The organism is Phormidium tenue FACHB-1050 (assembly GCF_014696925.1).
In the GTDB taxonomy this organism is placed as follows: Bacteria; Cyanobacteriota; Cyanobacteriia; order Pseudanabaenales; family Pseudanabaenaceae; genus Pseudanabaena.
Window position 1 is genome coordinate 22,393 of record NZ_JACJQY010000043.1, and the last position, 25,194, is coordinate 47,586.

Annotated in this window: 28 protein-coding genes; 14 read left to right on the forward strand and 14 right to left on the reverse strand. The window is 43.0% G+C overall.

What is annotated here, in order from left to right; translation table 11 throughout:
- The first annotated feature begins 85 nt into the window (after positions 1 to 85).
- From H6G05_RS20195 to H6G05_RS20210, 4 genes are all read left to right on the forward strand, one after another.
- Positions 86 to 688 (forward strand): transglutaminase-like domain-containing protein, encoded by a 603-nt coding sequence (locus H6G05_RS20195; protein WP_190580831.1) that lies wholly within the window; start codon positions 86 to 88, stop codon positions 686 to 688.
- Positions 689 to 725: 37 nt separating this feature from the next.
- The gene (locus tag H6G05_RS20200; protein WP_190580833.1) at positions 726 to 1,352 is read left to right on the forward strand and encodes an alpha/beta hydrolase; all 627 of its coding nucleotides are present in this window, start codon (positions 726 to 728) and stop codon (positions 1,350 to 1,352) included.
- 129 nt (positions 1,353 to 1,481) lie between these two features.
- Positions 1,482 to 1,580: a photosystem I reaction center subunit XII gene (gene psaM, locus H6G05_RS20205; protein ID WP_009628308.1), complete on the forward strand. Its 99-nt coding sequence runs from the start codon at positions 1,482 to 1,484 to the stop codon at positions 1,578 to 1,580.
- 62 nt (positions 1,581 to 1,642) lie between these two features.
- Positions 1,643 to 2,209, forward strand: coding sequence for a slr1601 family putative cell division protein (locus tag H6G05_RS20210; protein ID WP_190580835.1), 567 nt, complete (start codon positions 1,643 to 1,645; stop codon positions 2,207 to 2,209).
- Positions 2,210 to 2,236: 27 nt separating this feature from the next.
- Here the strand turns inward: H6G05_RS20210 and H6G05_RS20215 are convergent, their stop codons facing one another.
- The 8 genes from H6G05_RS20215 to H6G05_RS20250 all read right to left on the reverse strand — a co-directional run bounded on the left by H6G05_RS20215 (position 2,237) and on the right by H6G05_RS20250 (position 9,594).
- Positions 2,237 to 3,052 (reverse strand): glycosyltransferase family 2 protein, encoded by an 816-nt coding sequence (locus H6G05_RS20215; RefSeq protein ID WP_322096408.1) that lies wholly within the window; start codon positions 3,050 to 3,052, stop codon positions 2,237 to 2,239.
- 6 nt (positions 3,053 to 3,058) lie between these two features.
- Positions 3,059 to 3,622 (reverse strand): Uma2 family endonuclease, encoded by a 564-nt coding sequence (locus tag H6G05_RS20220; protein ID WP_190580837.1) that lies wholly within the window; start codon positions 3,620 to 3,622, stop codon positions 3,059 to 3,061.
- Between the two features lie 23 nt (positions 3,623 to 3,645).
- Complete coding sequence (locus H6G05_RS20225; RefSeq protein WP_190580839.1) at positions 3,646 to 4,284, reverse strand: class I SAM-dependent methyltransferase; 639 nt, start codon at positions 4,282 to 4,284, stop codon at positions 3,646 to 3,648.
- Positions 4,281 to 5,471 (reverse strand): glycosyltransferase, encoded by a 1,191-nt coding sequence (locus H6G05_RS20230; protein ID WP_322096409.1) that lies wholly within the window; start codon positions 5,469 to 5,471, stop codon positions 4,281 to 4,283. Before H6G05_RS20230 ends, H6G05_RS20225 begins: the two co-directional genes overlap by 4 nt.
- Positions 5,464 to 5,961 carry a cupredoxin domain-containing protein gene (locus H6G05_RS20235; protein ID WP_190580841.1) on the reverse strand — a complete coding sequence of 166 codons (498 nt, stop codon included), beginning with the start codon at positions 5,959 to 5,961 and terminating at the stop codon, positions 5,464 to 5,466. The genes H6G05_RS20230 and H6G05_RS20235 overlap by 8 nt, the downstream gene beginning before the upstream one ends.
- An 81-nt stretch (positions 5,962 to 6,042) precedes the next feature.
- Positions 6,043 to 6,789 (reverse strand): 3-oxoacyl-[acyl-carrier-protein] reductase, encoded by a 747-nt coding sequence (gene fabG / locus H6G05_RS20240; protein ID WP_190580843.1) that lies wholly within the window; start codon positions 6,787 to 6,789, stop codon positions 6,043 to 6,045.
- Between the two features lie 127 nt (positions 6,790 to 6,916).
- Positions 6,917 to 8,467 carry a tetratricopeptide repeat protein gene (locus H6G05_RS20245; RefSeq protein WP_190580845.1) on the reverse strand — a complete coding sequence of 517 codons (1,551 nt, stop codon included), beginning with the start codon at positions 8,465 to 8,467 and terminating at the stop codon, positions 6,917 to 6,919.
- 374 nt (positions 8,468 to 8,841) lie between these two features.
- Positions 8,842 to 9,594, reverse strand: a complete 753-nt coding sequence (locus H6G05_RS20250) for a C39 family peptidase (RefSeq protein ID WP_190580847.1) — start codon at positions 9,592 to 9,594, stop codon at positions 8,842 to 8,844.
- A 10-nt stretch (positions 9,595 to 9,604) separates the two neighbouring features.
- Between H6G05_RS20250 and H6G05_RS20255 the strand changes: the two genes are divergently transcribed.
- From H6G05_RS20255 to H6G05_RS20265, 3 genes are all read left to right on the forward strand, one after another.
- On the forward strand, positions 9,605 to 10,561 hold the full coding sequence (locus H6G05_RS20255; RefSeq protein WP_190580848.1) for a branched-chain amino acid ABC transporter permease: 957 nt from the start codon (positions 9,605 to 9,607) through the stop codon (positions 10,559 to 10,561).
- 251 nt (positions 10,562 to 10,812) lie between these two features.
- Positions 10,813 to 11,034, forward strand: coding sequence for a DUF4327 family protein (locus tag H6G05_RS20260; protein ID WP_190580850.1), 222 nt, complete (start codon positions 10,813 to 10,815; stop codon positions 11,032 to 11,034).
- Between the two features lie 151 nt (positions 11,035 to 11,185).
- Positions 11,186 to 12,124 carry a cyanophycinase gene (locus H6G05_RS20265; protein ID WP_190580853.1) on the forward strand — a complete coding sequence of 313 codons (939 nt, stop codon included), beginning with the start codon at positions 11,186 to 11,188 and terminating at the stop codon, positions 12,122 to 12,124.
- Positions 12,125 to 12,158: 34 nt separating this feature from the next.
- On the opposite strand, the gene H6G05_RS20270 is transcribed toward H6G05_RS20265, so the two are convergent.
- Positions 12,159 to 13,127 carry an SPFH domain-containing protein gene (locus tag H6G05_RS20270; RefSeq protein ID WP_094530515.1) on the reverse strand — a complete coding sequence of 323 codons (969 nt, stop codon included), beginning with the start codon at positions 13,125 to 13,127 and terminating at the stop codon, positions 12,159 to 12,161.
- A 67-nt stretch (positions 13,128 to 13,194) separates the two neighbouring features.
- Positions 13,195 to 15,303, reverse strand: a complete 2,109-nt coding sequence (locus tag H6G05_RS20275; RefSeq protein ID WP_190580855.1) for a pentapeptide repeat-containing protein — start codon at positions 15,301 to 15,303, stop codon at positions 13,195 to 13,197.
- Between the two features lie 128 nt (positions 15,304 to 15,431).
- Between H6G05_RS20275 and H6G05_RS20280 the strand changes: the two genes are divergently transcribed.
- Positions 15,432 to 15,689 carry a ribbon-helix-helix domain-containing protein gene (locus H6G05_RS20280; protein ID WP_190580857.1) on the forward strand — a complete coding sequence of 86 codons (258 nt, stop codon included), beginning with the start codon at positions 15,432 to 15,434 and terminating at the stop codon, positions 15,687 to 15,689.
- 6 nt (positions 15,690 to 15,695) lie between these two features.
- Positions 15,696 to 16,016 carry a type II toxin-antitoxin system RelE/ParE family toxin gene (locus H6G05_RS20285; protein ID WP_190580859.1) on the forward strand — a complete coding sequence of 107 codons (321 nt, stop codon included), beginning with the start codon at positions 15,696 to 15,698 and terminating at the stop codon, positions 16,014 to 16,016.
- Positions 16,017 to 16,175: 159 nt separating this feature from the next.
- Here the strand turns inward: H6G05_RS20285 and H6G05_RS20290 are convergent, their stop codons facing one another.
- Positions 16,176 to 16,937, reverse strand: coding sequence for a Uma2 family endonuclease (locus H6G05_RS20290; protein ID WP_190580861.1), 762 nt, complete (start codon positions 16,935 to 16,937; stop codon positions 16,176 to 16,178).
- Between the two features lie 244 nt (positions 16,938 to 17,181).
- Between H6G05_RS20290 and H6G05_RS20295 the strand changes: the two genes are divergently transcribed.
- The 3 genes from H6G05_RS20295 (at position 17,182) to H6G05_RS20305 (ending at position 19,639) form a co-directional block, all read left to right on the forward strand.
- Positions 17,182 to 18,054: a 6-carboxytetrahydropterin synthase gene (locus H6G05_RS20295; protein ID WP_190580863.1), complete on the forward strand. Its 873-nt coding sequence runs from the start codon at positions 17,182 to 17,184 to the stop codon at positions 18,052 to 18,054.
- Positions 18,055 to 18,117: 63 nt separating this feature from the next.
- On the forward strand, positions 18,118 to 18,411 hold the full coding sequence (locus H6G05_RS20300; protein ID WP_190580865.1) for a hypothetical protein: 294 nt from the start codon (positions 18,118 to 18,120) through the stop codon (positions 18,409 to 18,411).
- Positions 18,412 to 18,442: 31 nt separating this feature from the next.
- On the forward strand, positions 18,443 to 19,639 hold the full coding sequence (locus H6G05_RS20305) for a WD40 repeat domain-containing protein (protein ID WP_190580867.1): 1,197 nt from the start codon (positions 18,443 to 18,445) through the stop codon (positions 19,637 to 19,639).
- Positions 19,640 to 19,677: 38 nt separating this feature from the next.
- Here H6G05_RS20305 and H6G05_RS20310 read toward each other — a convergent pair whose 3' ends face one another.
- Positions 19,678 to 20,688, reverse strand: coding sequence for a tetratricopeptide repeat protein (locus H6G05_RS20310; RefSeq protein ID WP_190580869.1), 1,011 nt, complete (start codon positions 20,686 to 20,688; stop codon positions 19,678 to 19,680).
- A 233-nt stretch (positions 20,689 to 20,921) separates the two neighbouring features.
- Here H6G05_RS20310 and H6G05_RS20315 point away from each other — a divergent pair, with 233 nt between their 5' ends.
- A complete protein-coding gene (locus H6G05_RS20315; RefSeq protein WP_190580871.1) occupies positions 20,922 to 21,521 on the forward strand; it encodes an anthranilate synthase component II in 600 nt (199 codons plus the stop codon).
- Positions 21,522 to 21,585: 64 nt separating this feature from the next.
- A complete protein-coding gene (locus H6G05_RS20320; RefSeq protein ID WP_190580873.1) occupies positions 21,586 to 22,368 on the forward strand; it encodes an MBL fold metallo-hydrolase in 783 nt (260 codons plus the stop codon).
- Between the two features lie 31 nt (positions 22,369 to 22,399).
- Here the strand turns inward: H6G05_RS20320 and H6G05_RS20325 are convergent, their stop codons facing one another.
- Complete coding sequence (locus H6G05_RS20325) at positions 22,400 to 23,491, reverse strand: L,D-transpeptidase (protein ID WP_190580875.1); 1,092 nt, start codon at positions 23,489 to 23,491, stop codon at positions 22,400 to 22,402.
- 101 nt (positions 23,492 to 23,592) lie between these two features.
- Positions 23,593 to 24,942, reverse strand: coding sequence for an EcsC family protein (locus H6G05_RS20330; protein WP_190580877.1), 1,350 nt, complete (start codon positions 24,940 to 24,942; stop codon positions 23,593 to 23,595).
- Between the last annotated feature and the right edge of the window lie 252 nt (positions 24,943 to 25,194).

Here is a 25,194-nt window from a genome sequence, read left to right on the forward strand (position 1 = left end):
ATGTTGATAAGCCTTACCGTTTGTCACTTAAAGTCCATAAAAATCTAGAACGTAAAAGTCCGCGTAAGATTCCAAACTTTTTGACATGAAAGCATATTTACAAGTAAGTGAAGTGATCGACTGGCAGCATCCCGAAATCATTAAATGCTCCCAACAAATAGCCTTGGGACACGAGACTCCAGAGGCGATCGCCAAAGCTTGCTTTGAATGGGTGCGAGATAAAATCTGTCATAGCTTTGACTATCAAATGAATCCTGTGACCTGTCGAGCCTCTGATGTTCTGCACCACAAAACAGGCTATTGCTTCGCCAAAAGTCATCTATTGGCAGCTTTGCTAAGGGCTAACCAGATTCCTACAGGATTTTGTTATCAGCGATTGAGCATTGACGATCAAGGTGCGCCCTATAGTTTGCATGGTTTCAATGCCATCTATTTGCCTAAAATTGGTTGGTATCGTGTTGATGCCAGAGGCAACAAAGCAGGAGTCAACGCTCAGTTCAGCCCACCATATGAACAATTGGCATATAAAATTCAGCTACCAGAAGAGGCAGATTTCCCAACAATTTTTGCCGAGCCATTACAGATAGTTGTAAACACTCTGCAAGCACAAACTACATGGGATGATATGCTGCGTAACCTTCCAGATATTTCGTTGAATTTTGCTAAGAACTATGGTTTGCTGCCGTAAATATGGCGATCGCTAATATAAATATATAATTTTATTTATGACCTTAAATTACCGATCGATTCCCTCACAATTACCTAATCCCAATGCACTTGGTGTGATCGTTGCACTGCATGGCTGGGGCGCAAACTGTGATGATCTGATCTCGCTAGCGCCCATGGTTGGACTCCGTAATTATCAATGGATTTGTCCTGAGGCTCCCTTTAACCATCCAATGCCCAATGGCAAAATGTGGTACGACCTCCAAAGTCTTGATGCTGAAGGTTTAGCCAAAAGCTGCGAACTGCTTAGCCAGTTTCTCGAAGATTTACCAGCGATGACAGGGATACCTCTAGAGAAAACATTTTTACTAGGTTTTTCTCAGGGTGGAGCCATGACCTTAGACGTGGGTTTAGTCTTTCCCTTAGCAGGATTAATTGCTCTAAGTGGTTACCTACATATCACAGAAGAAGAATTGCAAGAACTTGCGGGATCATTTCCACCTATCTTGATTGCTCATGGTACGCAAGATACAGTCGTTCCCATTAGTGTGGCTCGTAATACAAAAGAGGTCTTTGAACGTCTGGGCGTGAATGTGGAGTATGAAGAATACGAGATGTCCCATGAAATTCGTCCTGAAACCTGCGATCGCATTCAGCAATTTATTCTAGAGAGACAAGCCAAATAGCAACAAAGTAAATATAGAACATGTCCTTTTTTGTTGCTATTTGTTTTTATTTGTTTTAACGTCTAGTCAATTTTTGATATGACAGTGTATTGTTAAGATCGAAATAAGAACTATATATGGAGATATTGTATGAATCTTTCAGATGCTCAAGTTTTTACAGCATTGGTAGTTGCACTGTTCCCCGCAGTATTGGCAGCTCTATTGGGTTCTGCGCTTTCTAACTCGTAGTCCAATTCCCAGTCCTCATAATATCTCTCATAATATCTATCTTTACAGCCTAGAGGTTGCGAATGGTTGCCAAACGAGACTTATCTCCACATTTTTCAGCACCTAAACAAACCCAGCGATCGCAGGGTCAGTATGGGCGAAATGATGTTGTGAGTATGCATTCACGCAGCAACCATTCTGCCTCTAGCAATCTTGCATCTTTTAATGGTGCTAATAGCTACAGTGAAGCAGTTGCTCAGAATGTCCAACGCAAAAGAGAGAAATATTGCCGAACTAAAGCAACTGAGTCAATCATTGTCATTGCCGTGAACTTAGCTTTGTCTCTTGCGGCGATCGCGGCGATCGCTAAATTACTCCCCTATCAGTCCTCACAAAAAGATCGTCTTGACGAGATTACAACAGAGGTAAACTCCACCGAGCAACGAGTAAATGGTTTGCGGGAAAAATTACCCCAAACTCTAAATTCTGGTAAGAATCAGGAAATGCTACTGAGAAAACAGGGTTGGATCAAAAATAATCAAGTGACGATTAAGCTCCTCGATCCGTCTGAAGTAGCTTCCCCTAACACTGATGGCGTAGTGCCAAATACAACTACTGCTCAAAAGTATAACAATAGCCAAAATCCATAAATAAAAGGCGGCACGAAGCGCCGCCTTTTATTTATGGCGTTCTAACTCAATTAAGCGAATTGCCAATAAAATTTCAGCTAACGTTCTTTGCCAAGCGTAATACCAACCTGCCCAACCATCCAAAATTCCACCCTTGAGAATTAAGCAGTAAAACAAAATTACAATTGGCGCAATCACCTTTTGCTTGCGAAGGCGATCGCCAAAACTTAATTCGCTACTTGTTGTTGTTAATAATTTCTGAGCTTCAATTAGTAAATAACGATCTTGAGACTGTAACCAACGACTTAATGGCTTGCGATCGTCATGACTTATATATCCTGCTAAACACCCAGATTCTCCAGCAACTTGAACTCGATGAGCATGTCCATCTTCTATATAAATAGCTCTATCTTTGCGATATAAAACTTTGCGGGGAGGCAGTAAAGTGCCCCTTAAAGGCTGACCAAACACACAATATTTAAATTTTGCAAGGTACGCATCTTTAGTGAGTTGATCAGTTAATAAACATAACTCTTCAATCAATTCATTACTAAGAAGATAATCTGCATCTAAGGAAAGTACCCATTCAGTTCTAACTTGTGATAGCCCATGATTACATTGCCCTGCAAAATGATCGAATTGACGCTGAAAAACTTCTACTTGTGGATAACTATTCAAAATCTCCAGAGTTTCATCATCACTAAAACTATCGATTACAACTATTCTTTTTGCCCATATTAAACGCTCTAATGTTCTACCAATATTTAGAGATTCATTATAGGTAAGAATTAATGGCGTAATTTGTTCTAGCATTTCAGGACGATGCAATTTAATGTTTTTTAAGGTGAGGCAAAGCCTCGTCACAAAAATCTAAATCTCCATTTTTAACCAGCTAAATATAGTTTCAACTGCTATTTCTAAAGGGATTATTTCTAAACTGGGTAAGCGATCGCTATTTGTCATTAGTATAGGCTGTTGATTTGGCTGAAACACAAGAATACTGCGATCGATAGGATCAAGAAACCATCCTAATTTACTGCCATGCTGAAGACTATGTAACATCTTACCGATCACTTTATTAGCATTCTGATCAGGTGAGAGAATTTCAATGATCCAGTCTGGTGCAAGATTAAAGTTATCAGGAATTTCACCATCTGCGAGAAATGGAATATTTCGCCATTCAAAAACGGCAATGTCTGGCACGATTGAACTACCATCAAAAGTACATCTTAGCTCTGGGAAAGCATAGGCAAGCTTTGGAAATTCAGCAACTTGATTAATTTCTTGGCAAAGTTTACCTTGTAATCTACTGTGCCGACCTTTTGGCATAATTTTTTGAGTGACTTTATTATTAATATATTCGCTAGCAGGTTTAGTCTCTGGCAATTGCAGAAACACATCTAGAGTAAGAGTCTTAACAGGTGTTGCAATCATAATTTACTCATAGCAATAAGATTTTAAAAGGATGCCAAAACTAACATGGATTTCCATAAATAGGGGAATCTACCAGCAAACTCAAATTGACAATTGTTAAATCCTTCTGTAATCAGCAACTTTGTTAAAGTATTTACAGAAAAGAACTTGATATGTCCACCATCCCATAGCACAGTGAAATGATTATCCATCTTACCAGTTATAGCAAGAGCTAGATTTTTAACATATCCATGATATGGCGTTGTTAAAATCAATACTCCATTAGACTTTAAACATTTCCTAGCAGATTTAATTAACTCTCTTGGATATACTAAATGTTCAATGACTTCAGCAGAGACAACAATATCAAAATCTCCACCTAAATCAGAGTATGGAATATCATATAAGTTAGCATGAATGAATTTACATTCTAAGAAGCTATTAGTAGCAGTAGTAAATCCTGATAGGGATTCTTCAATTCCCACAACTTCATAGCCTTCTTTAGCAATTAAGTTACTTAAGCTTCCATTCCCACAACCTATATCTAATACACGTAGCTGTCTATGCTCATTTGTCTTGATTTTACTCAATAGCTTTTTTAAAGCAGGAAAAATATAATGATGATGGTGACCAGATTCAGCAGTTTTATAGAAGTATTCGCAAGTTGAATTTGTATTCATCATTTGGCATACTCGACATACATGGTTATTAGCTTTTGAGCTATTTTAGTCCAAGCATAATGCTCCGCAATATATTGCTGGGCTCGCTCGCCTTTTTGTGTAGCGATGTAGGGATGCTCAAAAAAGTCTTGGATTGTAGAAGCGATCGCATTAATCTCTAATTGAGTAACATAGCCGATCGCCTGTTCTTGTACCATGGGTGCGATCGCGACTCCATCGGTAATCAACACAGGTGTACCAGACGCAAGCGCCTCGATTGCTGCAATGCCAAAATTTTCAGAATGGGAAGTGAGGGCAAACAAATCTGCACCTTGGAGATATAAATTTTTAGTTTCACCTTCAACAAAACCTACTAAATGCGTGCGATCGCTGATGCCATGAGTTATTAACAAATCTTGGATTTGACTTATATAATCAGGCTCGCCACTTCCTGCGATCACTAAGGCAAAATCGTATTCTTTTAATTTACTAAGTGCAGCAATCAAGTATTCCAATCCTTTTTTAGGATGGATACGTGACATAAAGAGAAGAATAGGAAAGCGATCGGGAATTTGTAGAAGTTTACGGACTCTTTCTTGAGCATTGGGAATTGGGAATGGAATCTGAACTCCATGGGGCAAAATAAAACTAGGAATATTGAGCTTTAATAGATTGAATTCTTCTAGTTCCTGTTGAGCCGTAAAATGAAGTGCTTGACTATGCAATAAATTGGAACATTCAATCAACTTCAGGTATATTTGTTTGCGTAACTTACTTTGTTGTAGCGACCATGTACAAAGTTGTCCTAAAGGACGATTGATGTAAGGAACTTTTTTAATACGGGCGATCGCCATGGCAATTGTCGAAGCATAGGAAAAAATTGCATGTACATGGACTAGATCATATTCAGTGATGTGTTGCCATAGCCAAGTTGTCAGCGATCGCGAAAAGGCAAACTCTCGCACCGTATATATATTTGGCGAAAATCGAGGAAAGAAACGAATTGGTACATGCCCATATTCAGATAACTGATCGGTAAGTTCGTATAGCGGTACGTCTAGTAAATTTTTGCCATTGTCATTCGTGGTCGCTATTTCCGCATCTACTCCTTGCGATCGCAAAGCGCTCACCATTTCAATCACCGCTTGGCTAGGACCACCGCGTACTGTTGCCACAGATGGAATGATATGGAGAACTTTCAATTTATGCACTCGGTTGAATTGTAATGAGCCCGCGCATCCCCGCTTCCGAATGACCAGCGATCGCGCAATGTAACTCATAAGTCCCAGATTTGATGGGTATAAAAGTCCATGCAGCAGTGGTATTCGGGCGTAATTCGAGTTCACGAATATTGCCTTTAACTTCCACGTTACCCGCAACGACATTTTGTGTCCAGATCGCATCAGCAAAATCTTTGCTCGTGAAGTAATGTTTCAAGCCGCTAGGATTGTTCAGTAACAACTTGTAGCGCTTGCCCGACTCAAATGTGAAGCGATCGGGAATAAATTTGAGTTCATTAGCAGTGTTACTCAGACTGACTTTCACCTCGATCACCGTTTGTTTAGTGAAGTCAACGGATGCAATTTTGACTGGTGCTGCGATCGGAGACGAGATCGCCAAATTGGGACTCATCACCAAAAGAAAAATCGCAAATAGCCCAATCAGCAAACCTTGACTGAAAATTTTGAAGGGGTGGCGCATATAGCTCTCTCTCAAAAAACTAACAGAATTTAGGACTCAGCAATTTAATTTTTGTGGCGCGGCGAAGCCGCGCCACAAAAATTAAGCCATGACCATGCCACCATCGACATTAAAGACTTGTCCAGTAATATAAGCCGCCGCAGGATCGGCCGCTAAGAATCTCACCATTCCTGCAATCTCTTCAGGCTGACCATAGCGACCAAGGGGAATAAATTTGAGAATATCGTCAGTATTCTTGAGATCTGCGGTCATATCTGTAGCAATAAATCCAGGGGCTACTGCATTCACGGTAATGCCACGGCTTGCCATTTCCTTGGCAACGGTTTTTGTAAAACCAATGACTCCAGCCTTTGCGGCACTGTAGTTTCCTTGTCCAGGATTGCCCATTTGTCCAGCGACGGAGGCGATATTAATAATGCGACCTGATTTTTGCTTGAGCATCACTTTGGACACAGCACGGGTAGCCAGAAATACGCCTGTCAGGTTGAGGTTGATTACCGCTTGCCAGTCTTCTAGCTTCATTCTTAACAGCAACGTGTCGCGCGTAATGCCAGCATTATTTACCAAAACATCTATACGTCCCCATGCATCGATCGCGGATTTGAGTAAGCTATCCACCTGTGCTTCGTGGGACACATCGGCATGGAAGGCGATCGCCTCACCACCTTTGCTCTTAATTTCGGCAACAACTTCTTCGGCGGCGCTAGCAGAACTGGCATAGTTAACCACGACTTTTGCACCTTCCGCCGCAAGTGCAACGGCGATCGCGCGTCCAATGCCCCTAGATGCACCAGTAACGATCGCCACCTGACCTTCTAAAAATCCCATGCTTATATTAAAAACTCCATAATCTATTTCATAATTCTGGTCGCGATGTGCGCGACCAGAATCACAGTTTAACGATTTGAGTGTCACTTAACACATAAAAACAGGCTGTGCTTGGCACAGCCTGTTTTTATGTGATTCCTTGCAATGCTTGGATTGCTTGCTGCGTTCGCTTGATCCATTCCGCATCACGATTTTCTTCGTATAGCTTTAAAGCCTCTTGGTAAGAGCGAATCGCATTACTGACCTCACCCTTAAGCGTATACAACGCGCCTAGCCCGAAATGAGCCTTCGCAAAGGTAGGATTTAAAGATAGAGCCTTGAAATAGGCAGCTTGAGCTTCGCCAAGTCTGCCCCGATCAGCATAGGCAAGTCCCAAACTGGTGTAGTCCACCCATAAATCTTCTTTACCAATCGCAATGGTTTTCTGAAAAGCATCAATCGCTTCATCACTATTGCCCTGAGAACGCAATAAATTACCAAGATTGCTATAAGCCACAGCATTCTTAGTATCAATGGCGATCGCTTGACGAAAGGCAGTAATTGCCTCAGAAGTACGATTTTGATCAGATAGAACCCGACCAAGATTATTGTAAGCAGCCGCATATCGCGGATTAATCGTGATCGATTTCCCATAGGCTTCGATCGCCCCTTCGAGATCACCTTGACGACGCAGAGCCAGCCCTAGCCCGTTGAAGGTACTAGCAACCCTCGGATTTAGCTCGGTACTGCGTCTAAAGGCTTCGGCTGCCTCAGGGATATTTTCTTCACGCAATAGAGCGCTACCCAGAGCCGCATAGATATCGGCATTACGGGGATCTTGTTGGGATGCTTTGCGGAATGTGGCGATCGCATTTGGGCGATCATTTAACTGGTTATAGGCCAAACCAAGGTTGTAATAAACATTCGGGAAATTCGGATCAATCGTAGTTACCCGTTTGTAAGCATCAATTGCGCCTTTATAGTCACGGTCTTCATATAGCGAGATTCCCAGCGCAAAATGGGCAACCGCATACTGGGGCGCAAGCTCGATTGCCTTACGATAAGCAGCGATCGCCTCTTGGCGATTACCTTGCCGACGTAGCACTGTACCTAGACCATTATGGGCAAGGGCATATTTCGGATCAAACTCAATTGCTTTGCGAAAAGAGGTAACTGCACCCTGAAGATTATTTTTACGCTCGTGGGCTAGCCCTAAATTGTAGTAAACAGGAGCAAGATTTGTATCCGCTTTACTAAGCTGAATAAACTGGTCATAAGCATCGATCGCCCCATTGGCATCACCCTTTTGATACAGGGCTATCCCCAGACCATAATAGGCAGGCGTATAACTTTTATCGATTAGAATCGCTTGGCGGTGAGCTTCGATTGCACCTTGAATATCCCCCTTTTGGCGCAACGTCACACCCAAACCATAGTAAGCAGGCACTAACTCTGGACTCGCAGCGATCGCTTGACGATAGAGCGTCAAGGCGCTATCAAGTTGATTTTGTTCCCTTAACGAGTTAGCTCTTTCTACCAACTTAAGTGGGGTATTAGCTAGTGGATCGCTCTGGGAAATCTGAGTCGTTGCAGTAGGTGATGTTTGAGCTAAGGCGACCGGGTCAAGAGCAGGAGCGAAACTACACATTAGCGGGAAAAAGCCCACTAATGCGATCTTCGTAATTGCGGTTTTGATCATAGTTAATATTGCTTATAGCTTGTTTCTGCCATGAGAAGTTATGAGTTAGTAAAAGCAGAAATGATCATGAGCAGTAGGTTGAAAAAGTAGAAATGCAAATAGAAATGCAAATTAGAAGAGCTGAGTCTTGATCCATCACACCACATCAATGACTTTAGCAAGGAAACCTATCAAATTGTAGATTTCAATTATTTATCGTATTTGCAATGTTGTCTTAAGCTGATGCGTCGAACGGCTTAAATTTCTATAGGTAGCGCAAAGCGCTACCTATAGAAATTATTGATTAAACAAACCCCAAAAGTTTGTGAAAGGTTTGCTTTGCAAATCTTTCACAAACTTTTAGGGTTTTTAAATTGCAGCGCTTCGCGCTGCAATTATTTATCGACCCACACGATGGTTCTTGCTTCTACACCATTACTTTTAAGAACACTAGTGATCGCCCCACTCACATCGCGATCTAAGCCCAAATTCCATCTTGCCTGAAAATCTTGATAGGACAAAGAGTAAGTTTGACTATTGGTATCTGTGTAATAAATTTGTTGACGGGCTGGATCAGCCCCCGTCACCGCTATCCAATGCAAATAAGGGATTGAGCCAATATAAGGTATGGACAGACTGCCAACTCGCACCAAAGCGATCGCAGGTTTACCTGAACGCACTAAATTAATGAGCCGATTAAAACTCGTTTGTGGGGATTTCTTAACGCGATCGCCTTCCCATCGTTGCATGACCTGCTGTAAAGTCTGCGGCGGCGTACCTGTTCGCACCTCAATCCATTGGTTATTCAGAGGGTTACGAAATTTTTGCGGCAAAAACAGTTTTTTATCCGTCGCGGCTCGAACTGTTGCATAGTTAACATCATGCCCGTAATAGCGCAATATCCGTGCCGCCGAATTTGGTCCACAACTCCAGCTGTCATTTTGTGCACCTGTATCGGGTAGTTCAATTGGTTGAGATGAGATATTCGTAGCAATCAAATCTTGAGATTTGTCCTGAGATTTATCCTGAGGTTTGTTGGTTGCTCCATGAGGACGTTTGAGGGTAGTGATCGCGGATATTGAGGGTGTGACTGTTACGGCGATCGCGATAGTGGCGATCGCAAGTGTAGAATTTTTTAAAAAACCCATAAAACCTCGCATGGACTTTTCGGTATTTTTACAGCAGTTTTTAAATGGCTTATCGATTGGCAGTGTTTATGCCATCTTTGCCCTTGGCTACACATTAGTATTCTCGATTTTAGGAATCATTAACTTTGCTCACGGAGCAGTGTTTACGCTCGGAGCATATTTTACCTATGTACTCTGCGGTGGTGCGTTCGGATTTAATGGCATCCTTGCTAACTTATCTTTACCAAAAGAACTACATTTACCTTTTTTTGTTGCCATTTTCATTAGCAGCATTCTCGCAGGAGGAGTAAGTGTTCTGATCGAGCGCATCGCCTTTCGCCCTTTACGCGATCGCCACGCTGATCCATTGCTCACCTTAGTTTCTAGTTTGGGCGTAGCTGTAGTCATAGTTAATACGATCCAATATCTGGTGGGAGCAGAAAGCTATAACTTCCCTGCCAACATTTATGGCAGTCTGCCACCTGCGATAAATTTCGGTACAATCGACAAACCAATCAACATTCGCACCGTCCAAATTGTCATTTTTGGTGTGTCTTGCATCATTTTAGCGATTCTCACCTATGGGATTAACTTCACTAAGCTGGGCAAAGCGATGAAAGCCGTAGCTGAAGATGCAATTACCGCGAGTCTTTTAGGTATAAACACTGACTTTTTTATTCTGCTTACCTTTTTCGTGTCAGGTTTTTTAGGTGGACTCGCAGGCACTCTAGTTGGTTCCAGTGTCAGTATTTCTGGTCCCTATTTTGGGATTGGATTTGGTTTGAAAGGACTAGCCGTAATTGTCTTAGGTGGGTTAGGAAATATTCCAGGTGCCGTCGTTGGTGGCATTATCTTAGGGCTAGCGGAGTCCTTTGTCCCCTCCAACCAGTCAGCCTATAAAGATGCTGTAGCCTTTGCTTTACTTTTCATTGTTTTACTTGTGCGCCCCCAAGGGCTACTTGGCAAAACTTTTGTCCAGAAGGTTTAACCAAAGAGAAAAGGCGGCGCTTCGCGCCGCCTTTTCTCTTTGGGGTTAAAAAATATTTTTTTCCTTTGAGTTTCATTTACTTTTATGTAGTAGCAAGAACTCCATGCGAAGATAATTAAAGACTGTATTCTGCATTACATACTTGAATTATCTTTAGATAAGCTCAAGTTTAAATAAGTTCAAGTCATTGGGCGAATTACTGAATTTATTAAACAAATTACTTAGCAAAAACCTACACAGAGAGTTTGGTTATGTTGCAATCACTTTACTATTCCATCGGCGCTATCCAAGATGAAGCAAGACATCTACTCGAAAGCGGAAGGCTCACACGTAGTCAACCAATCCATAATCTTTGTCGCTTCTTTCGCGATCGCGAATGGTGTCAGATCGAACGAGAATTAGAAGATCATCAATACCTATTACGCGATCGCATTTGTGATTTAGTGAGCCGTGAGTGTTGGCAAAATGATTAACTAACCACAAAAACAAGGTGGGCGCTTTGCCTACCTTATTTTGTAGTTACTTGATGAAATACTAGTCTTTAACAGCACAAAAGTTATACAATCGGTCTAGGTTTAGCCATATTGCTAGCCATGTAAGCATCAATGGAGGTAATTCAAACCATTGGCGAGTCAGCAAGAGCAAAAACTGAGTCGAGGCGTAAACCTAATCAACCGCCTGAAAAAATTTGTTGACCAATCTGCTAATATGCTGAACTTAGATGAAGATGTGGCAATAGATAGGGGCATGACTCAAATTATTAAGTCGGCGGTAATGGTAATTGGTGGTGGAGAGGATAAAGTCCAAGACCGCAAAATTCTCAAAGCCTTTGTAGAAAATTCTGGTGGCTCCCAAGCTCGCATTGCTATAATTCCATGCGCCTCAAGAGAACCTGACATTATTGGACGAATTTATCACGATATTTTTACTGAGCTCGGCGCAAGTGCAGTAGAAGTATTAGATATTCGTGAGCGTCCTCGTGATGATTATCCTGAAGCAGAGGCTTTAGTGGATCGGTTTACTGGCATATTCATGACTGGTGGCGACCAACTGCGTCTTTGTGGGTTAATTGCCGATACTCCCTTTGCGATCACCATTGCCAAGCGCATTGATGAAAAGCGCATAGTTTTAGCTGGTACAAGTGCAGGCGCAGCCGCAATGGGCTATCACATGATTTCTGGAGGCAGTAGCGGCGAGTCTCCGCATAAGGAACTGGTCAATATGAGTACTGGCTTAAGTATCCTCCCTGAAATCATTGTCGATCAACACTTTCATAATCGTAATCGGATGGCTCGTCTGATGACAGCGATCGCTGCACATCCTGACAAAATTGGCATTGGTATTGATGAAGATACAGTGGCTATTTTTGAGCCAAACAATACCATGCGTGTTTTAGGGCGTGGTACTGTCACCGTAGTCGATCCTGGTGAAGTTTCTTACAGCAATCAACTATGGGTTAGTGGTACGGCTCCATTAACAATCCATAACTTGCGTGTGCATATTCTTGCCGCAGGATGCAAATATCACATGCTCAAGCGCATTCCCATTAGTCCATCGGTATAAGTAAACAAAAAGCTCGCTTTGCGAGCCTTTTTGTTTACTTAGTCCAATCACCTGACTCTGGGTTATCCACAATTGATTTCAGCCCTTCTAGGGTCGAAGGCAGCGATCGCGGGTCCATAAACATAACTTTGCTACTGCCACTGGAGCCAATAGTCGTTCCCATCGCAATATAGTTCTGAGCTAACAAAAATTGCAGCGCCTCGTTTGCTTGGGGATTGCCCTTCATTGACTGCAATAGTACTTGCATCGCTTGAGATGTACCTTGAGCTTTAAGTACCTGCTCTTGACGTTCCGCCTCAGCACGCAAAATCCTTGATTGCTTCTGTCCCTCTGCCTCTAAAATGGCAGATTTTTGTGAAGCCTCAGCATTTAGTAACTGCGACTCAGCCAAGCCCTTCGCCTGATTAACGGCAGCTTCGCGCTCACCCTCAGAATTGAGAATAGCCGCCCTTTTTCTACGCTCGGCTGTCATTTGCATTTCCATAGCTTCCTGCACAGCTTTAGCAGGTAAGATGTCGCGCAATTCCACCCTTGTTACTTTCACGCCCCAAGGATCGGTGGCATCATCTAAATCACGTAACAGAACTTCATTAATTTTGTTTCTTGCCGTGAAAGTTTCGTCAAGCTCTAAACTACCTAGTTCGGCGCGAATCTGAGTCAAGACGATATTTGCCATCGCTTGACGTAAATTTTCCACGCGATAGAAAGCCTTCTCCATATCAACTACACGCCAGTAAACCACTGCATCGGCGGTAATCGATACGTTATCGCGAGTAATACATTGTTGCGGTGGAATATCTAGTACCTGTTCTTTGATTGATCCTTTGTAGCTGACGGTATCAATAAAGGGCAAGATAAAGTGGGGGCCAGCAGGCAGTTTACGTTTGTATTTCCCAAAGGAGGCAACTAGTGCTTCTTCACCTTGGTTAACTATTTTAAATGACGAACTACCGAGACCAAAGAAGACACCCGCACCGATCACAAAACTAAAAAATAAGTCCATAATGTTTTTCCATCGTTGCTTGAACTCACGTTAATAATAGCGCGATCGATCTACGCGAGGCGATTTGCTATGCACCGAAAACTTTGCTAACGATTTCAACGATTTTGGCGATCGTAGGAATGTTATCGATGATGCGTTTTAAGGCACGGATTGCTTTGCTGGCAAGGGTTGATTTTTCTTCGGGTTTGTCGTGAAGGGCAATTTTGGCAAGGTTTTCGACTTGTTCGAGAGCATCTGCTTTATCTTCATCAGCGAGATCTTTATCAGCGCTAATTGCTTCTTGCAGTTGGGTTAAGAGGTTTTTGATGTCGCCACTGTTTTCTTTATTTGGGATTTGGTTAATTGCATTGGTAACATTGCCTTTGATTTCACCGAGGTTGATCACGTTACCAGAAATATCTCGACCTGCTTTGATTGTTACGGGATTTTGCTCTGCCACTGCTTTAGCCTCATTTTGAATGTTAACATTAGGTGATTTTGCAATCTGAAGAATTTCTTTGATATCGGTTATGTTTTGCTTCTGGAGCAGAATCATCGCTTCCTTAGATTCTAATTGAGCTTGGTATTTTGCTTCAATTTCCTTGAGTTTGGTTTCGTAACCAATATCGAAATTATGCTCGAATTTACCTTTATCTGTATCCTCTGGAACGGCAACCGTTAATTCGACATCTTGACCTTTTTTCTTGATTTCTTGAATGTCATCAGGATTTATATCTGGATATTCTTCTGTAAGTTTTTCCCATGCAGCGATGAAGGCTTCGCGGTTGATGCCGTTGCGGATGAGTAACTGTACGACGTTGAGGGTTTCGCTGTAGCGTTTAGTAAAGTCACCTACTGCAAATTCTTTGTCAGGATCGTGGGGACGGCGTTCTCGACTGCCTTTGGCATTGGGATGCTCTAGCTCAAAGACAAAGCGACAATCGACATCATCGAGTTTGGTGGTGTGGTCATAGCTCCAACCTTCTAGACATACGCCTGTCATTTGTGCGCCTGTGAAGTCTGTGCCAATGGCTTGGGCTTCGGTGAGGTTTACCCATTCGAGATTGGCATTACGGAAACTTGCTTCGCTGAGGATGGCACATTTGAAGTTGACTTTTTCTAAATAAACACCGTTAAGGTTTGCGCCGCGTAGGTTTAATCCTTTGTAGGATTTGCTTGGATTGGGTTTGCCTGTGACTAATAGTTCTCGTACTTCGGGGTTAGCTAAGATTGATGTTCCTAAACGCGATCGCTCTAGTTTTTTTGCTTGCTTCCAGAGAGTTTGCTTTAGATTTGTATTCTTATCGCGGTAATCACGGAAATCACTACACTTTAAATTTGCTTCCGTAAAATCAGCATTCTTTAAATCTGCACCACGAAAACTCGTACCGCCAATACTTGCAAACGCCACACTAAATTTCAGCAATATATCAAATTTGGGATCACCTTTTAGAGTCCGCCAAGTAACATAAATACTTAGCAATAGCGTAGCCACCGCAATTACCACTACCGCTGCCACTGCCACTGCCACTGCCACTGCCCCTGCTACTGCCTCTACTTTCCCTACCACTATTGTCGCTACCACTGCCACTACCACTGCCACTGCCACTGCCACTGCCACTGCCACTGCCACTGTCACTGCCCCTGCCACTGCCACTGCCCCTGCCCCTGCCACTGCCATTGCACCTTCCCCTGCCACTGCTCCTGCCCCTACCACTGCCGCTACCACTGCCCCTGCCCTTTCTGCTGCCGATGCCCCTGCCATTGCCATTGCCCCTACCCCTGCCATTGCCCCTGCCATTGCCACTACTATCGTGCCAAAAGCAGCAGAGGTAAAACCTTGTCGAATAATGGCAAAAAAGGAAGCGGCGAGAATGATTATCATTGCCATGCTAGGGGCGATCGTATAGCTATTGATGTAGTTGGTGGTGAAAAGTAAGGCTATCCATATACCCGCAATCCCAGCAAGAAATCCTGACAATGCCGACATGATGAAGGAAAGAAGTAGCTGAAAAGCTAGCCACCGCTTCTGCCCACCAGTCTTAGCCTTCGAGAAATTTGCCCCGAACAAAGTCGCCCCCCTAAAATCCGCACCCCGCAGATCTGCGCCGCTAAAATCTGCTCCTGAAAGGTCTTGCCCCTTAAACGATCGCCCCCGCAAGTTTTGCCCAGCAAAGTTTTTCGCCGTAGAGGTCATAGCCGTAATTCCCAGAAATTTGGATTAATTTTACGATGATTCTCCAAAATTGTCTGTCAAATTTACAACCTGTAGCTCACTAGATAAATGACCTATACTCAAAAAATATAGTTACATCAGATTTAACGATGACAACCCTAACCGTCACCCTTCCTGAATCCTTGACTCTATACCTACAAGAGCAAATAGCATCAGGATATTACACCAACGCCAATGACTACATTCAAACCTTAATTCAGCAAGATCGATCGCGCAAACAATACCTCGAACCCCTCATTCTCGAAGGCATCACTTCAGGGGAGCCAACCCCTATGACAAACGATGATTGGAATGCAATCCGTCAATCAGTCCGCAACAACCATAGCGATCGCCCTCAAAATAGCTAAGAACCAATGGCTAACATCAACAAACGTCCGATCATAATTCAGGACTTAATTGCCCATGCAACCAATATTAGTTTAGAAAATCTTGATGCAAGCGATCGCTTTCTCTACTCTGCTGAAGCCACGTTTAATGTTATTGCCCAGTTCCCAGCGATCGGCAAACTTAGTAACTTCAGCCATCCACAGCTAACCCAAGTTCGTCAGTACCAAATTAAAGGGTTTACGAAATACATTATTTTTTATCAGATTCAATCCCCTGAAGCTGTTGAAATCCTGCGGGTTTTACATGGCGCTCAAGATCTCGAATTTATACTTACCCCTGATGAATAAAAAGACTTGTCTACCCTCATGTATCAAAACAACGCAGGGACAATTTATCAGTGCAAGCAAAGAGGGTTTAGCATTTACAGATCAAGATTTTCGCGATGAGTTTGAAAATAGTGACGCAAATGCTAAACCCTTAAAAATGTATATCGTGAGACATTTATTTTAGATCTCGACACCTAATGCAGCTAAGCGATCGCGCAATTTTTGCGCCTCTAGTTCAGCAAGTCTCGCTCGTTCTTCCGCAGATTCGGCACGTTGAGTTTGTGCTTGCAAAGCTGCCAATAACTCACTGGGGATTAACAACTTTTCGCCATTGTCTTGTCGATAGAAATTAATCATAGAACCTTCAACTTCAAGGCGCAAACCTAACACTTGACTTAATCCATCAGCGATCGCCTCATAAACCAGTGAATCTTCTTCCTTTTCTGGCAGATTAGCTTGACGACGATAGCCATGTAATTTTTCGGGAATCCATTCACCTTTAGGATCGAAAAGCCAATATTCTAAAACCCCAATACTTTCATAAAGCTCCCGCTTTTTCAATTGGTCGTGAGCTTGGGTGCTTTCTGAAGTCATCTCAAAAATTATGCTGGGTATTTTGCCTGTTTCCCAAATTTTGTAGTTGTCATAGGGCTGTTGCGGAATATCAAAAATCACCATCACGTCGGGTGCAACTCGCAATCTGGAAAAACCCTGCGCGTAGTATAAAAATTGATCGGCAAGGACAACAGGCGATCGCTCTGCAAATTTTTCGGCTAAGTAATTGCGTAACACCGCCACCGTCGCAATAATCGCATCAGCATGAACAGAAGTCTCTGCCAAGGGTTCACCATCCTCAGAAGGATAAAATATTTCTTTCTGGATTTTTTGAGTTTCTTGAACTTGTTGAACAGACTCAAGATCGGGGGCAATAATTGGTGTCATAGCTCAAACAATGCGATCACACTGATAGCAAGGGACTTTTAAAGATATTTTTTTAATTATAGCGATCGCCGCAAATATAGCTAGGAGGCGGCGCAGAGCGCCGTCTCCTACTTGTTGGTTTTTAATTATCGTGATCGCGATCAACGCCGCAAATATACTTAGTCACGAAGCGATCGCTGAAAATGCTAACGTATTAATATAAATTTACAATTCTTCAAGCCTTGTCTTTAGTGGCTTATTCCTGATGGCTAAATGTGTAATTAATCGCCGAGCCGAATTTTCTGCTAGTCATCGTTACTGGCTACCCGAAATTCCAGACGAGGAAAATCAAGCCAAATTTGGCTTATGTACAAACTTTCCACCCCACGGTCATAACTACGTTTTGTATGTTGGGATGCAAGGCGAAATTGACAACACTGGCATGGTACTTAACCTCTCAGATGTCAAACATACGATCGCCCGTGAAGTTACGACTCAATTAAATTTTTCCTATCTCAACCAAGCATGGGAAGAGTTTCAGCAAACTCTCCCTACCACTGAAAATATTGCCCGTGTGATCTGGCAGCGTTTAGCGCCGCACCTACCACTGGTAAATATCCGCTTATACGAACATCCTGAACTCTGGGCTGATTATCAAGGTAATGACATGCAAGCAAATTTAACGGTTAGCACTCACTTTTCTGCGGCTCATCGCCTCGCTTTAGATACACTCTCTCTCGAAGAAAATACAGCAATTTATGGAAAATGCGCTCGTGTGCATGGGCATGGGCATAATTACCATTTAGAAGTCTCCATCACTGGCGAAATCGATCCACGTACTGGCATGATTGCCGATCTAGGTGATTTTCAAAAAGCTTTAGATCAATATGTACTTGATCCAATGGATCACACATTCCTAAACAAAGATATTCCTTACTTTGCGGAAGTTGTGCCAACTGCTGAAAATATTGCAGTCTATATTCAAAAAGTACTGACACAACCAATTCGCGAAATTGGCGCAAAGTTGCACAGTATTAAATTGATTGAAAGCCCGAATAACTCCTGTGAAGTTTACGGTGAATATCAACTCTCTGAGATTGAACATTCTTTAGAAGAAGCTTTAGCAAAATCAGCCTAGTCACCAGATGAGCGATGCTTGGCATCGCTCATCCCCAAATAACCCGTTAAAAAATATTTCATCATGTCTGACGTAAATGTTTCGGCAATTGAAAGTGAGCCAGAAGAAGAAATCGTTATCGATCGCCTTGAGTTAGATAAGGTAATCACAAGGCTAACTAATACCCTCGAAGATGGTATCAAAAATGGAATTAAGCGCGGATTGCTCCATTTACCAGCTAGCGATCGCCATTTGTTACTCGTCGCCTCTGACATGGTGCAGAAATCAAAAAAATTTCCTAATTACAAATTGACCTTTTATCACAAAGGCATGGGCGAAGGCACAAACACCTGTGCTGTCACCTTTACAGAATTATAAGTAGGCAAGGCGCTTACTTAACCATGAGCAGATGATTGCCAAGCTGAAGCCAACCGCACAGGATGCAGTTCTCGGAGGTCAAGTACCACCGCCGCTTGGTGCTGTAGTGCTAGGTGGGATTGAGGGGGTGAAAAGAAGATTAAGTAGCCCTGCGATCGCGCCAAGAATTGCCGCTTTGAGAGAAGCTCTCAACTATGGCGCAACAGGTTTGGAATTAGTTGTACAGGGTCTAGAAGATGAATCGCTCAAAGTACAGCGCACGGCTCTGTTATTGCTGTGGCGCAGATCTGAATCGCACATTCGTCAAGCTTTAGCTAACTATAGTCAATATCATCTATTCGATATTGTTGATACTTTGCAAGGTCATGCTGAGGCGATCGCTACACTTGCTTTGTCGGCTAATGGCAGGATTTTATATAGTGCTGGTGCAGACTTCACGATCAAGGTTTGGGATTTAGGAAAAGATCGAACTCAACATCGACAGATTGGCACAATTCGCGGTCACAGTCATATTGTTACGTCCATTGCCCTCAGTGCGAATGGTCGCATACTAGTCAGCGGTAGTCGTGATAAAACGATCAAGCTCTGGGATGCGCGATCGGGAAAGGAACTGCTGACATTGACAGGACATATCGGCTATGTCAACTCGGTGGCAATTACGCCCGATGGCAAGACGTTAGTTACAGGCAGTCAAGACACCACGATCAAACTTTGGGATATTAGAACGGGGACAGAAATTCGTACCCTAAGAGGTCACACTAGTTTGGTAGATTCGGTTGCTCTGAGTCCTGACGGTAAAGCGATCGCCAGTTGCAGTTGGGATACGACGATTCGGGTATGGGATTTAATTTCGGGCAAACAACGCTGGGAATTTATCGGACATTCAGCGCGAGTTCTCTCCTTTGCGATTAGTCCCGATGGATGCACTCTTGTTAGTGGCAGTCTCGACACTCGCATCAAGGTCTGGGATTTGCAAACAGGTAAGGCGATTCGTACATTAGAAGGGCATTGGGGCTGGGTGAAGTCGCTGGTGATTAGTCGTGATGGTAAAACTTTAATCAGTGCTAGTTATAAAGAAATCCGTGTGTGGAATTTAGAAACAGGCGAACAAATTCAAGTCCTTAATGGACATATCAATCTGATTAATGCGATCGCCCTCAGTCAAGATGGTCAAACTTTAGTTAGCGGCGGCGAAGACTGCAATATTCATGTATGGGGCATTCCCTAACAAAAAAGGTCGGACAAAGCCCAACTTTTTTTTGCTTCTTAACTACTGCGTAATCTCTGAATCTGGCGATCGCTTTGTTGAGCCCATGTAATGTTTTTTTGCTGATTAAAAAATGCTTGCGCTTGAATAAAAGATTGAATCGCCTCTTGCTTCTGTCCAGCCCTTACCTGCGCCACCCCAAGCGTATAAAAAGCCTCCGCATAGTCTTTACGGAATTGCAAAGCATTACGCAATTGCCCGATCGCCTTTTCAGTCTGACCTTGAATTAATAAAGCCGCCCCCAAATTGTAATAAGCCTCTGCATATTCAGGATTTAGTTGTAGCGCCTTGGCATAGTAGGAGATCGCCTTTTGGAGATCACCCTGAGCTTGAATTAATAGCCCTAGGTTATAAATAGTTTCAGGTGCTTGAGGATTTAGCTTCAGAGCTTGATTGAGATTGGCGATCGCCTTATTAATGTCTTTCTTTTCTTTAAAGGCTAGACCAAGGTTGTAATAGGCTACAGAGAGCTTTGGATCAAGACGGACGGCTTTTTGTAAATTGGAAATAGCTTGAGTAGGATCGCCCGACTGCAATTGAGCCGCACCTAAATTACTGAAAGCCATCGCAAACTTAGGATCGAGCCTCGTAGCACGCTGAAAAGAATGAATTGCATCCTTGAGCTTACCTACCTGTGCATAAGCTAGCCCCAGATTGTAATGTGCGGCTGTAAGTTCAGGATTTTTCTTGATTGCCGCCCGAAAAATTACCACCGCCCCTTCTAAATTACCCAAACGCACATAGGCATTACCACGCTCCAAAAGCTGTTCGGCATTTTCATTAGGCGGGACAACAACCTGTTGCTGGAACTGCACTTTTTGAGGTGGCTTTTCACGTAGTTGGGCGATCGCCACATCTGCATAACCCACACCAAACACTAAGTAGATAGGCACAATTAAAAAACCAAAACCTGTTCTGCCCGCTACGAGGGCAGAACAGGTTTTGGTTCTGTTTTTTAATTGTGCCGAAGTAGTTAAGACCGACGCGACAACTCCCAAAACTGGTTTCATAATCTTTTCTGGTCTGAATTCTTGATAAAGAATGTTAAATTGAGAAAGCTAAATTTGAGTAATAAATTAGCGATCGCTACTCAGCCCTAAGCTTTATACAGCGATTTGTGTTCAAACCCAAAACAAGAAATTTTTTTGAAATAATTGCTTTGCAACCCTTTTAAAAAATTTCTTGGGGATTGTTCGATCAGTAATTGCTGTAAGTAAGCTTCACAAATACAAGTCCTGTAAACATGATTCTCGTTATCGACAATTACGACAGCTTTACCTATAACCTTGTACAGTACCTTGGGGAATTATTGCCTGAATTCCCTACATTAGGCGAAATTATAGTTAAGCGAAATGACGAAATAAGCATCGAAGAAGTCAAGCAACTTCGCCCCGCAGGAGTCGTAATTTCACCAGGACCCGGTCGTCCCGAAGAAGCGGGCGTATCCCTAGATATCATTCGGGAAATGGACGCAAACACTCCGATATTAGGCGTATGTCTCGGACATCAGAGTATGGGTTTGATGTATGGCGGCAAAGTTGTCTCCGCGCCTTACTTAATGCATGGCAAGACCTCACAAATTTATCATACGGGAGTCGGTATTTTGGCGGGACTAGCCAATCCATTTACCGCAACTCGATATCATAGTCTGGTGATTGACCGCCACAATTGCCCTGATGTACTTGAAGTTACAGCATGGACTGAAGATGACATAATCATGGGAGTCCGACACAAGCAATATCCTCACGTTCAAGGTGTACAATTCCATCCTGAAAGCATCTTGACTGAAGCAGGCAAAGACTTGCTGAGAAACTTCCTCAAAGGATTAAGCGTCACAGTCTAATACTTAAAGTATCGTTGTAAAAACTTTCTCCACATAACCCAAAATACTCAATTAACTAAACAACATGCGCCGCAGACAAATTCTTCGACTCGCCCAAGGTGGACTAATCTCAGCATTTACCGCAGGAATCATCGCTGACGCAGCCAACTCGCAGACTAACTCAACCCTAAGACTTCAATGGTTAGGACATCTTTCATTTTTTATCTCAGGGGATAATGTCAGTTTTCTAACACATCCTTTCCGTCCTGCGGGCTGCACGGCTAAATTAACCTCTCCTACGGCAAAATCTGACTATATTTTAATTAGCTCACGATTATTAGATGAAGGATATTTAGAAAATCTCCCCAAAGATACGCGAGTTTTGTCTGAGCCAGGTTCTTACAATCTTAAAGGGATTAATCTTCAAGGCATTACCATGGATCACGATCGCATTGGTGGTCGCAGATTTGGACGCAATGTGGCATGGCGCTGGAAACAATCAGGTATTTTTATCTTGCATTTAGGTGGAGCCGCCGCTCCTATCACTGCCTCTCAAAGAATTTTAATGGGTCGTCCTGATGTTTTGATCTTGCCCATTGGCGGCAATCCTCAAGGTACAGATCCGATGCAACTAAAAGCTTATTCTCCAGTCGAAGCTAGGGCGATCGTCCAAGAACTTAATCCACGCATTGTCATTCCCACCTATTACCGCACTGACAAATCCAGTACTTCTTGTCAACTAGCATCAGTAGATGAGTTTCTCGCACTTATGCCCCCCGACACGGTGCGTAAACTTGATGGCTCAACTCTAGAACTTAATGCTAGTAGTCTCCCGCAAACTACGGTAGTCCGAGTTCTCAAATCATAAAAAAGGAGACTTGCTAAGCAAGTCTCCTTTTTTATGGCGATACTCTCACGATAGTTCCTACGGTTACTTGGCTAAATAATTCGCGGACATCTTCGTTATACATACGGATACAGCCATGAGAAGCTGCTTGCCCCACCGAAGCTCGGTTAGGAGTGCCATGAAAACCAGACCACTCTTTACCATTTGTCCAAAAGCCAATCCAGCGATCGCCTAGAGGATTGTCAGGATCTTTGCTAGGGATTACGTCACCCGTAAAAGGATTTTGCCAAGCAGGATACTCGATAGTCTCTAAAACTCGATGATTACCCATTGGTGTACTCCAACCCGCCTTACCTACAGCGATCGGATATGTTTTTAAAGGGATTTCCCCATGAAAGGCGGTAACCTTGCGCTTGCTGATGCTAACTTCGAGACGAGTAATTTGCATCAGTTCGCGATCCCAGAGTTGTCGATTAGGGTTAATCGTATAGAGCGAGCCTAGTGCTGGTAATTTCTTTTGATAGGCAAGAGCTTGATAGAGCAAGACAGCTAGTTCACTTTTAGTAATCGGTGTAGTAGGCGCAAGAATCCTTGGGTCGGGATAGTTAGTGACTAAACCTTGTTGGGTAAGTGTAGCGATCGCAGGGATAGCATAGTCAGGAACTTTCAAAGCATCACGATACATTGACAGCAAATATGTTTGCGGTGTTTTGTGAGCTTTGCTATTCAGACCAAGCTGACTTGAGATGGCTACTAATACTTCAGCTTTGGTTGCAAGATCATTGAGTCTTGATGTAATTCTTGGCGCATTCCGATTGGCAAAGGCGATCTCTAGCAAGTTCGCAAGTTCAGCGCGGGTAATGGGGCGATCGGGCTGAAATTGGCTAATCGTATCAGAATTCACTAAGGCATCTTTCAAAGCTGTCTGTGACAATAACCCTTCAACAAACAACCGCGACCAATGATTTTGTAAATCTATGAATAAAAAACGCTTGGGATTCGATGAATTACTTTTAGTATCTAGATTTTTTGCCCAAGTAATATCATTTTGAGGATTTCCACCGAGTGAAATAACAGCAAATATATTGGCAGCGATAACAACGCGCACAAAAGAAGATAAAAGATTTTGAGATTGTATCCCCATAATTCTCAATTGATGTTGCGTTTAAGGTTGACTTAATTGTCTAAAGTAGCTATGCAGTCTAACATATTTCATCAAAAAGCCAATCACACCAAATTGACGCTTTAAGCAAATTTCTGATGAATCAACTCAATTACTTGTGCTTCTTCAGGAGTCATGATGCCGTCTAACATCGCAAATTTTTGACACTGGGCAAACAACGATAAAGCATACTCTGGCTTGAGATCCTTTAGTAAAGGCTCAAGGGGAAGTGGTGTATCCGTATACTCAGCGATCTCTTCAATCGATTCTGGTCTGAGATTTGCCGCCTTCAGATCAGCCAAAACACTTTCCTTACTTTTGCCTTGATTACCTGCCAAGATCACATGAACGAGAATTTGATCGATAATCTGTTCTTGTGGAATCGCACTTTTTAAACGCTCTTCACTATCTACTTGAATATCTACTAATTTTTCTTCAAAGTTGACAGGGTTTAACTTTGCCTCATAAAAAGAACAACTCGCCTGCCCAAGTGTGTAAAGCATCACTGCATCAGAGCTTGCAGCAATCACGGCTCCTGCAAGTGGAATATTTCGTAACAGTCCTAATCCTGCTTTGATTGCCATTTTGCCGCCAAAAGCTAACCCGAATACGGCGACAACTTCTCCTTTTCTAGCTGGGTCTTTAAGATCCATTCCATAGGCACAAGCAATTTGATAAACCATCTCAGCTTGGAGCGAAGTTGTTGCAGCCAGATCAACTGCAAACAATGCTGCGGCAGAACCAGGGACAATCGTGGTAGCAAATCCAGACGCACCCGCAAACACAGCTTTTTGTCCAATAATTCTTTTAGCAATTTGATAGGCTGACTCTTTGGGATATTGTTGTTTTAAGCGCTGTACCTCGGCTTCTGATGCGACAGCATCTACCTGATCTATTATTTTCAGAAACCAATCAGCATTAAACACCTCGGCAGCTTTCCGAATTAGAGGACTATTACCAACAGTCTCGATCGCAGATCCTGCGCTACTAGTTGCCGATGAAATACCTCCAACGACAGCACCACCGACTGTTTGCGTAAATGCACCAGCCGCGCCTCCAATTGCTCCTGCGGTTGCCACTGCCGCACCACCGACTGCATTACCAACAGATCCTGCTATACCTCCAACTGTACTTCCCGCACTAGCGATCGCCCCGCCAACATTTCCCGCCGCACCCGCAACTGTGCTACCAACGACACCAGCCGCACCACCTACAGCATTTCCAACAGATCCAGCCGCTCCTGCAACTGTGCCTCCAACTGCACTAGCTGCATTTCCAACTGCTCCTGCGGCTCCTGCAACTGCACCGAATGCGCCATCCCACCAATTACCTTTTTGTGCCTTCTCAGTAGTTACCGTAATTGCAGAAGAGTCCGTTGCAGAAACTTCGTCTTGTGGCTGAGAATTGTCAAGGGACTCAGGGAGATTAGTCATATTCTTATTTTCGATTAAGTTAATTGCTTGTGTTTCAGGTTGGATAATAGGTTTAGGCTTAGTAAAAATCAATTGAGGTATGGCTTTATTCAGCTTTAAGCCTCACAAACAATAACTAAGGAATAAAAATACGACCCGCCCCTAAATAGTTATACCAAAACACAAAGAAGAGGCAACAGATGATATAAGAGAAAAAGGAGAAAGAGGATAAAAAAATGGCAGGGGTATATAGATTAGAAATAAGTGAAAGCG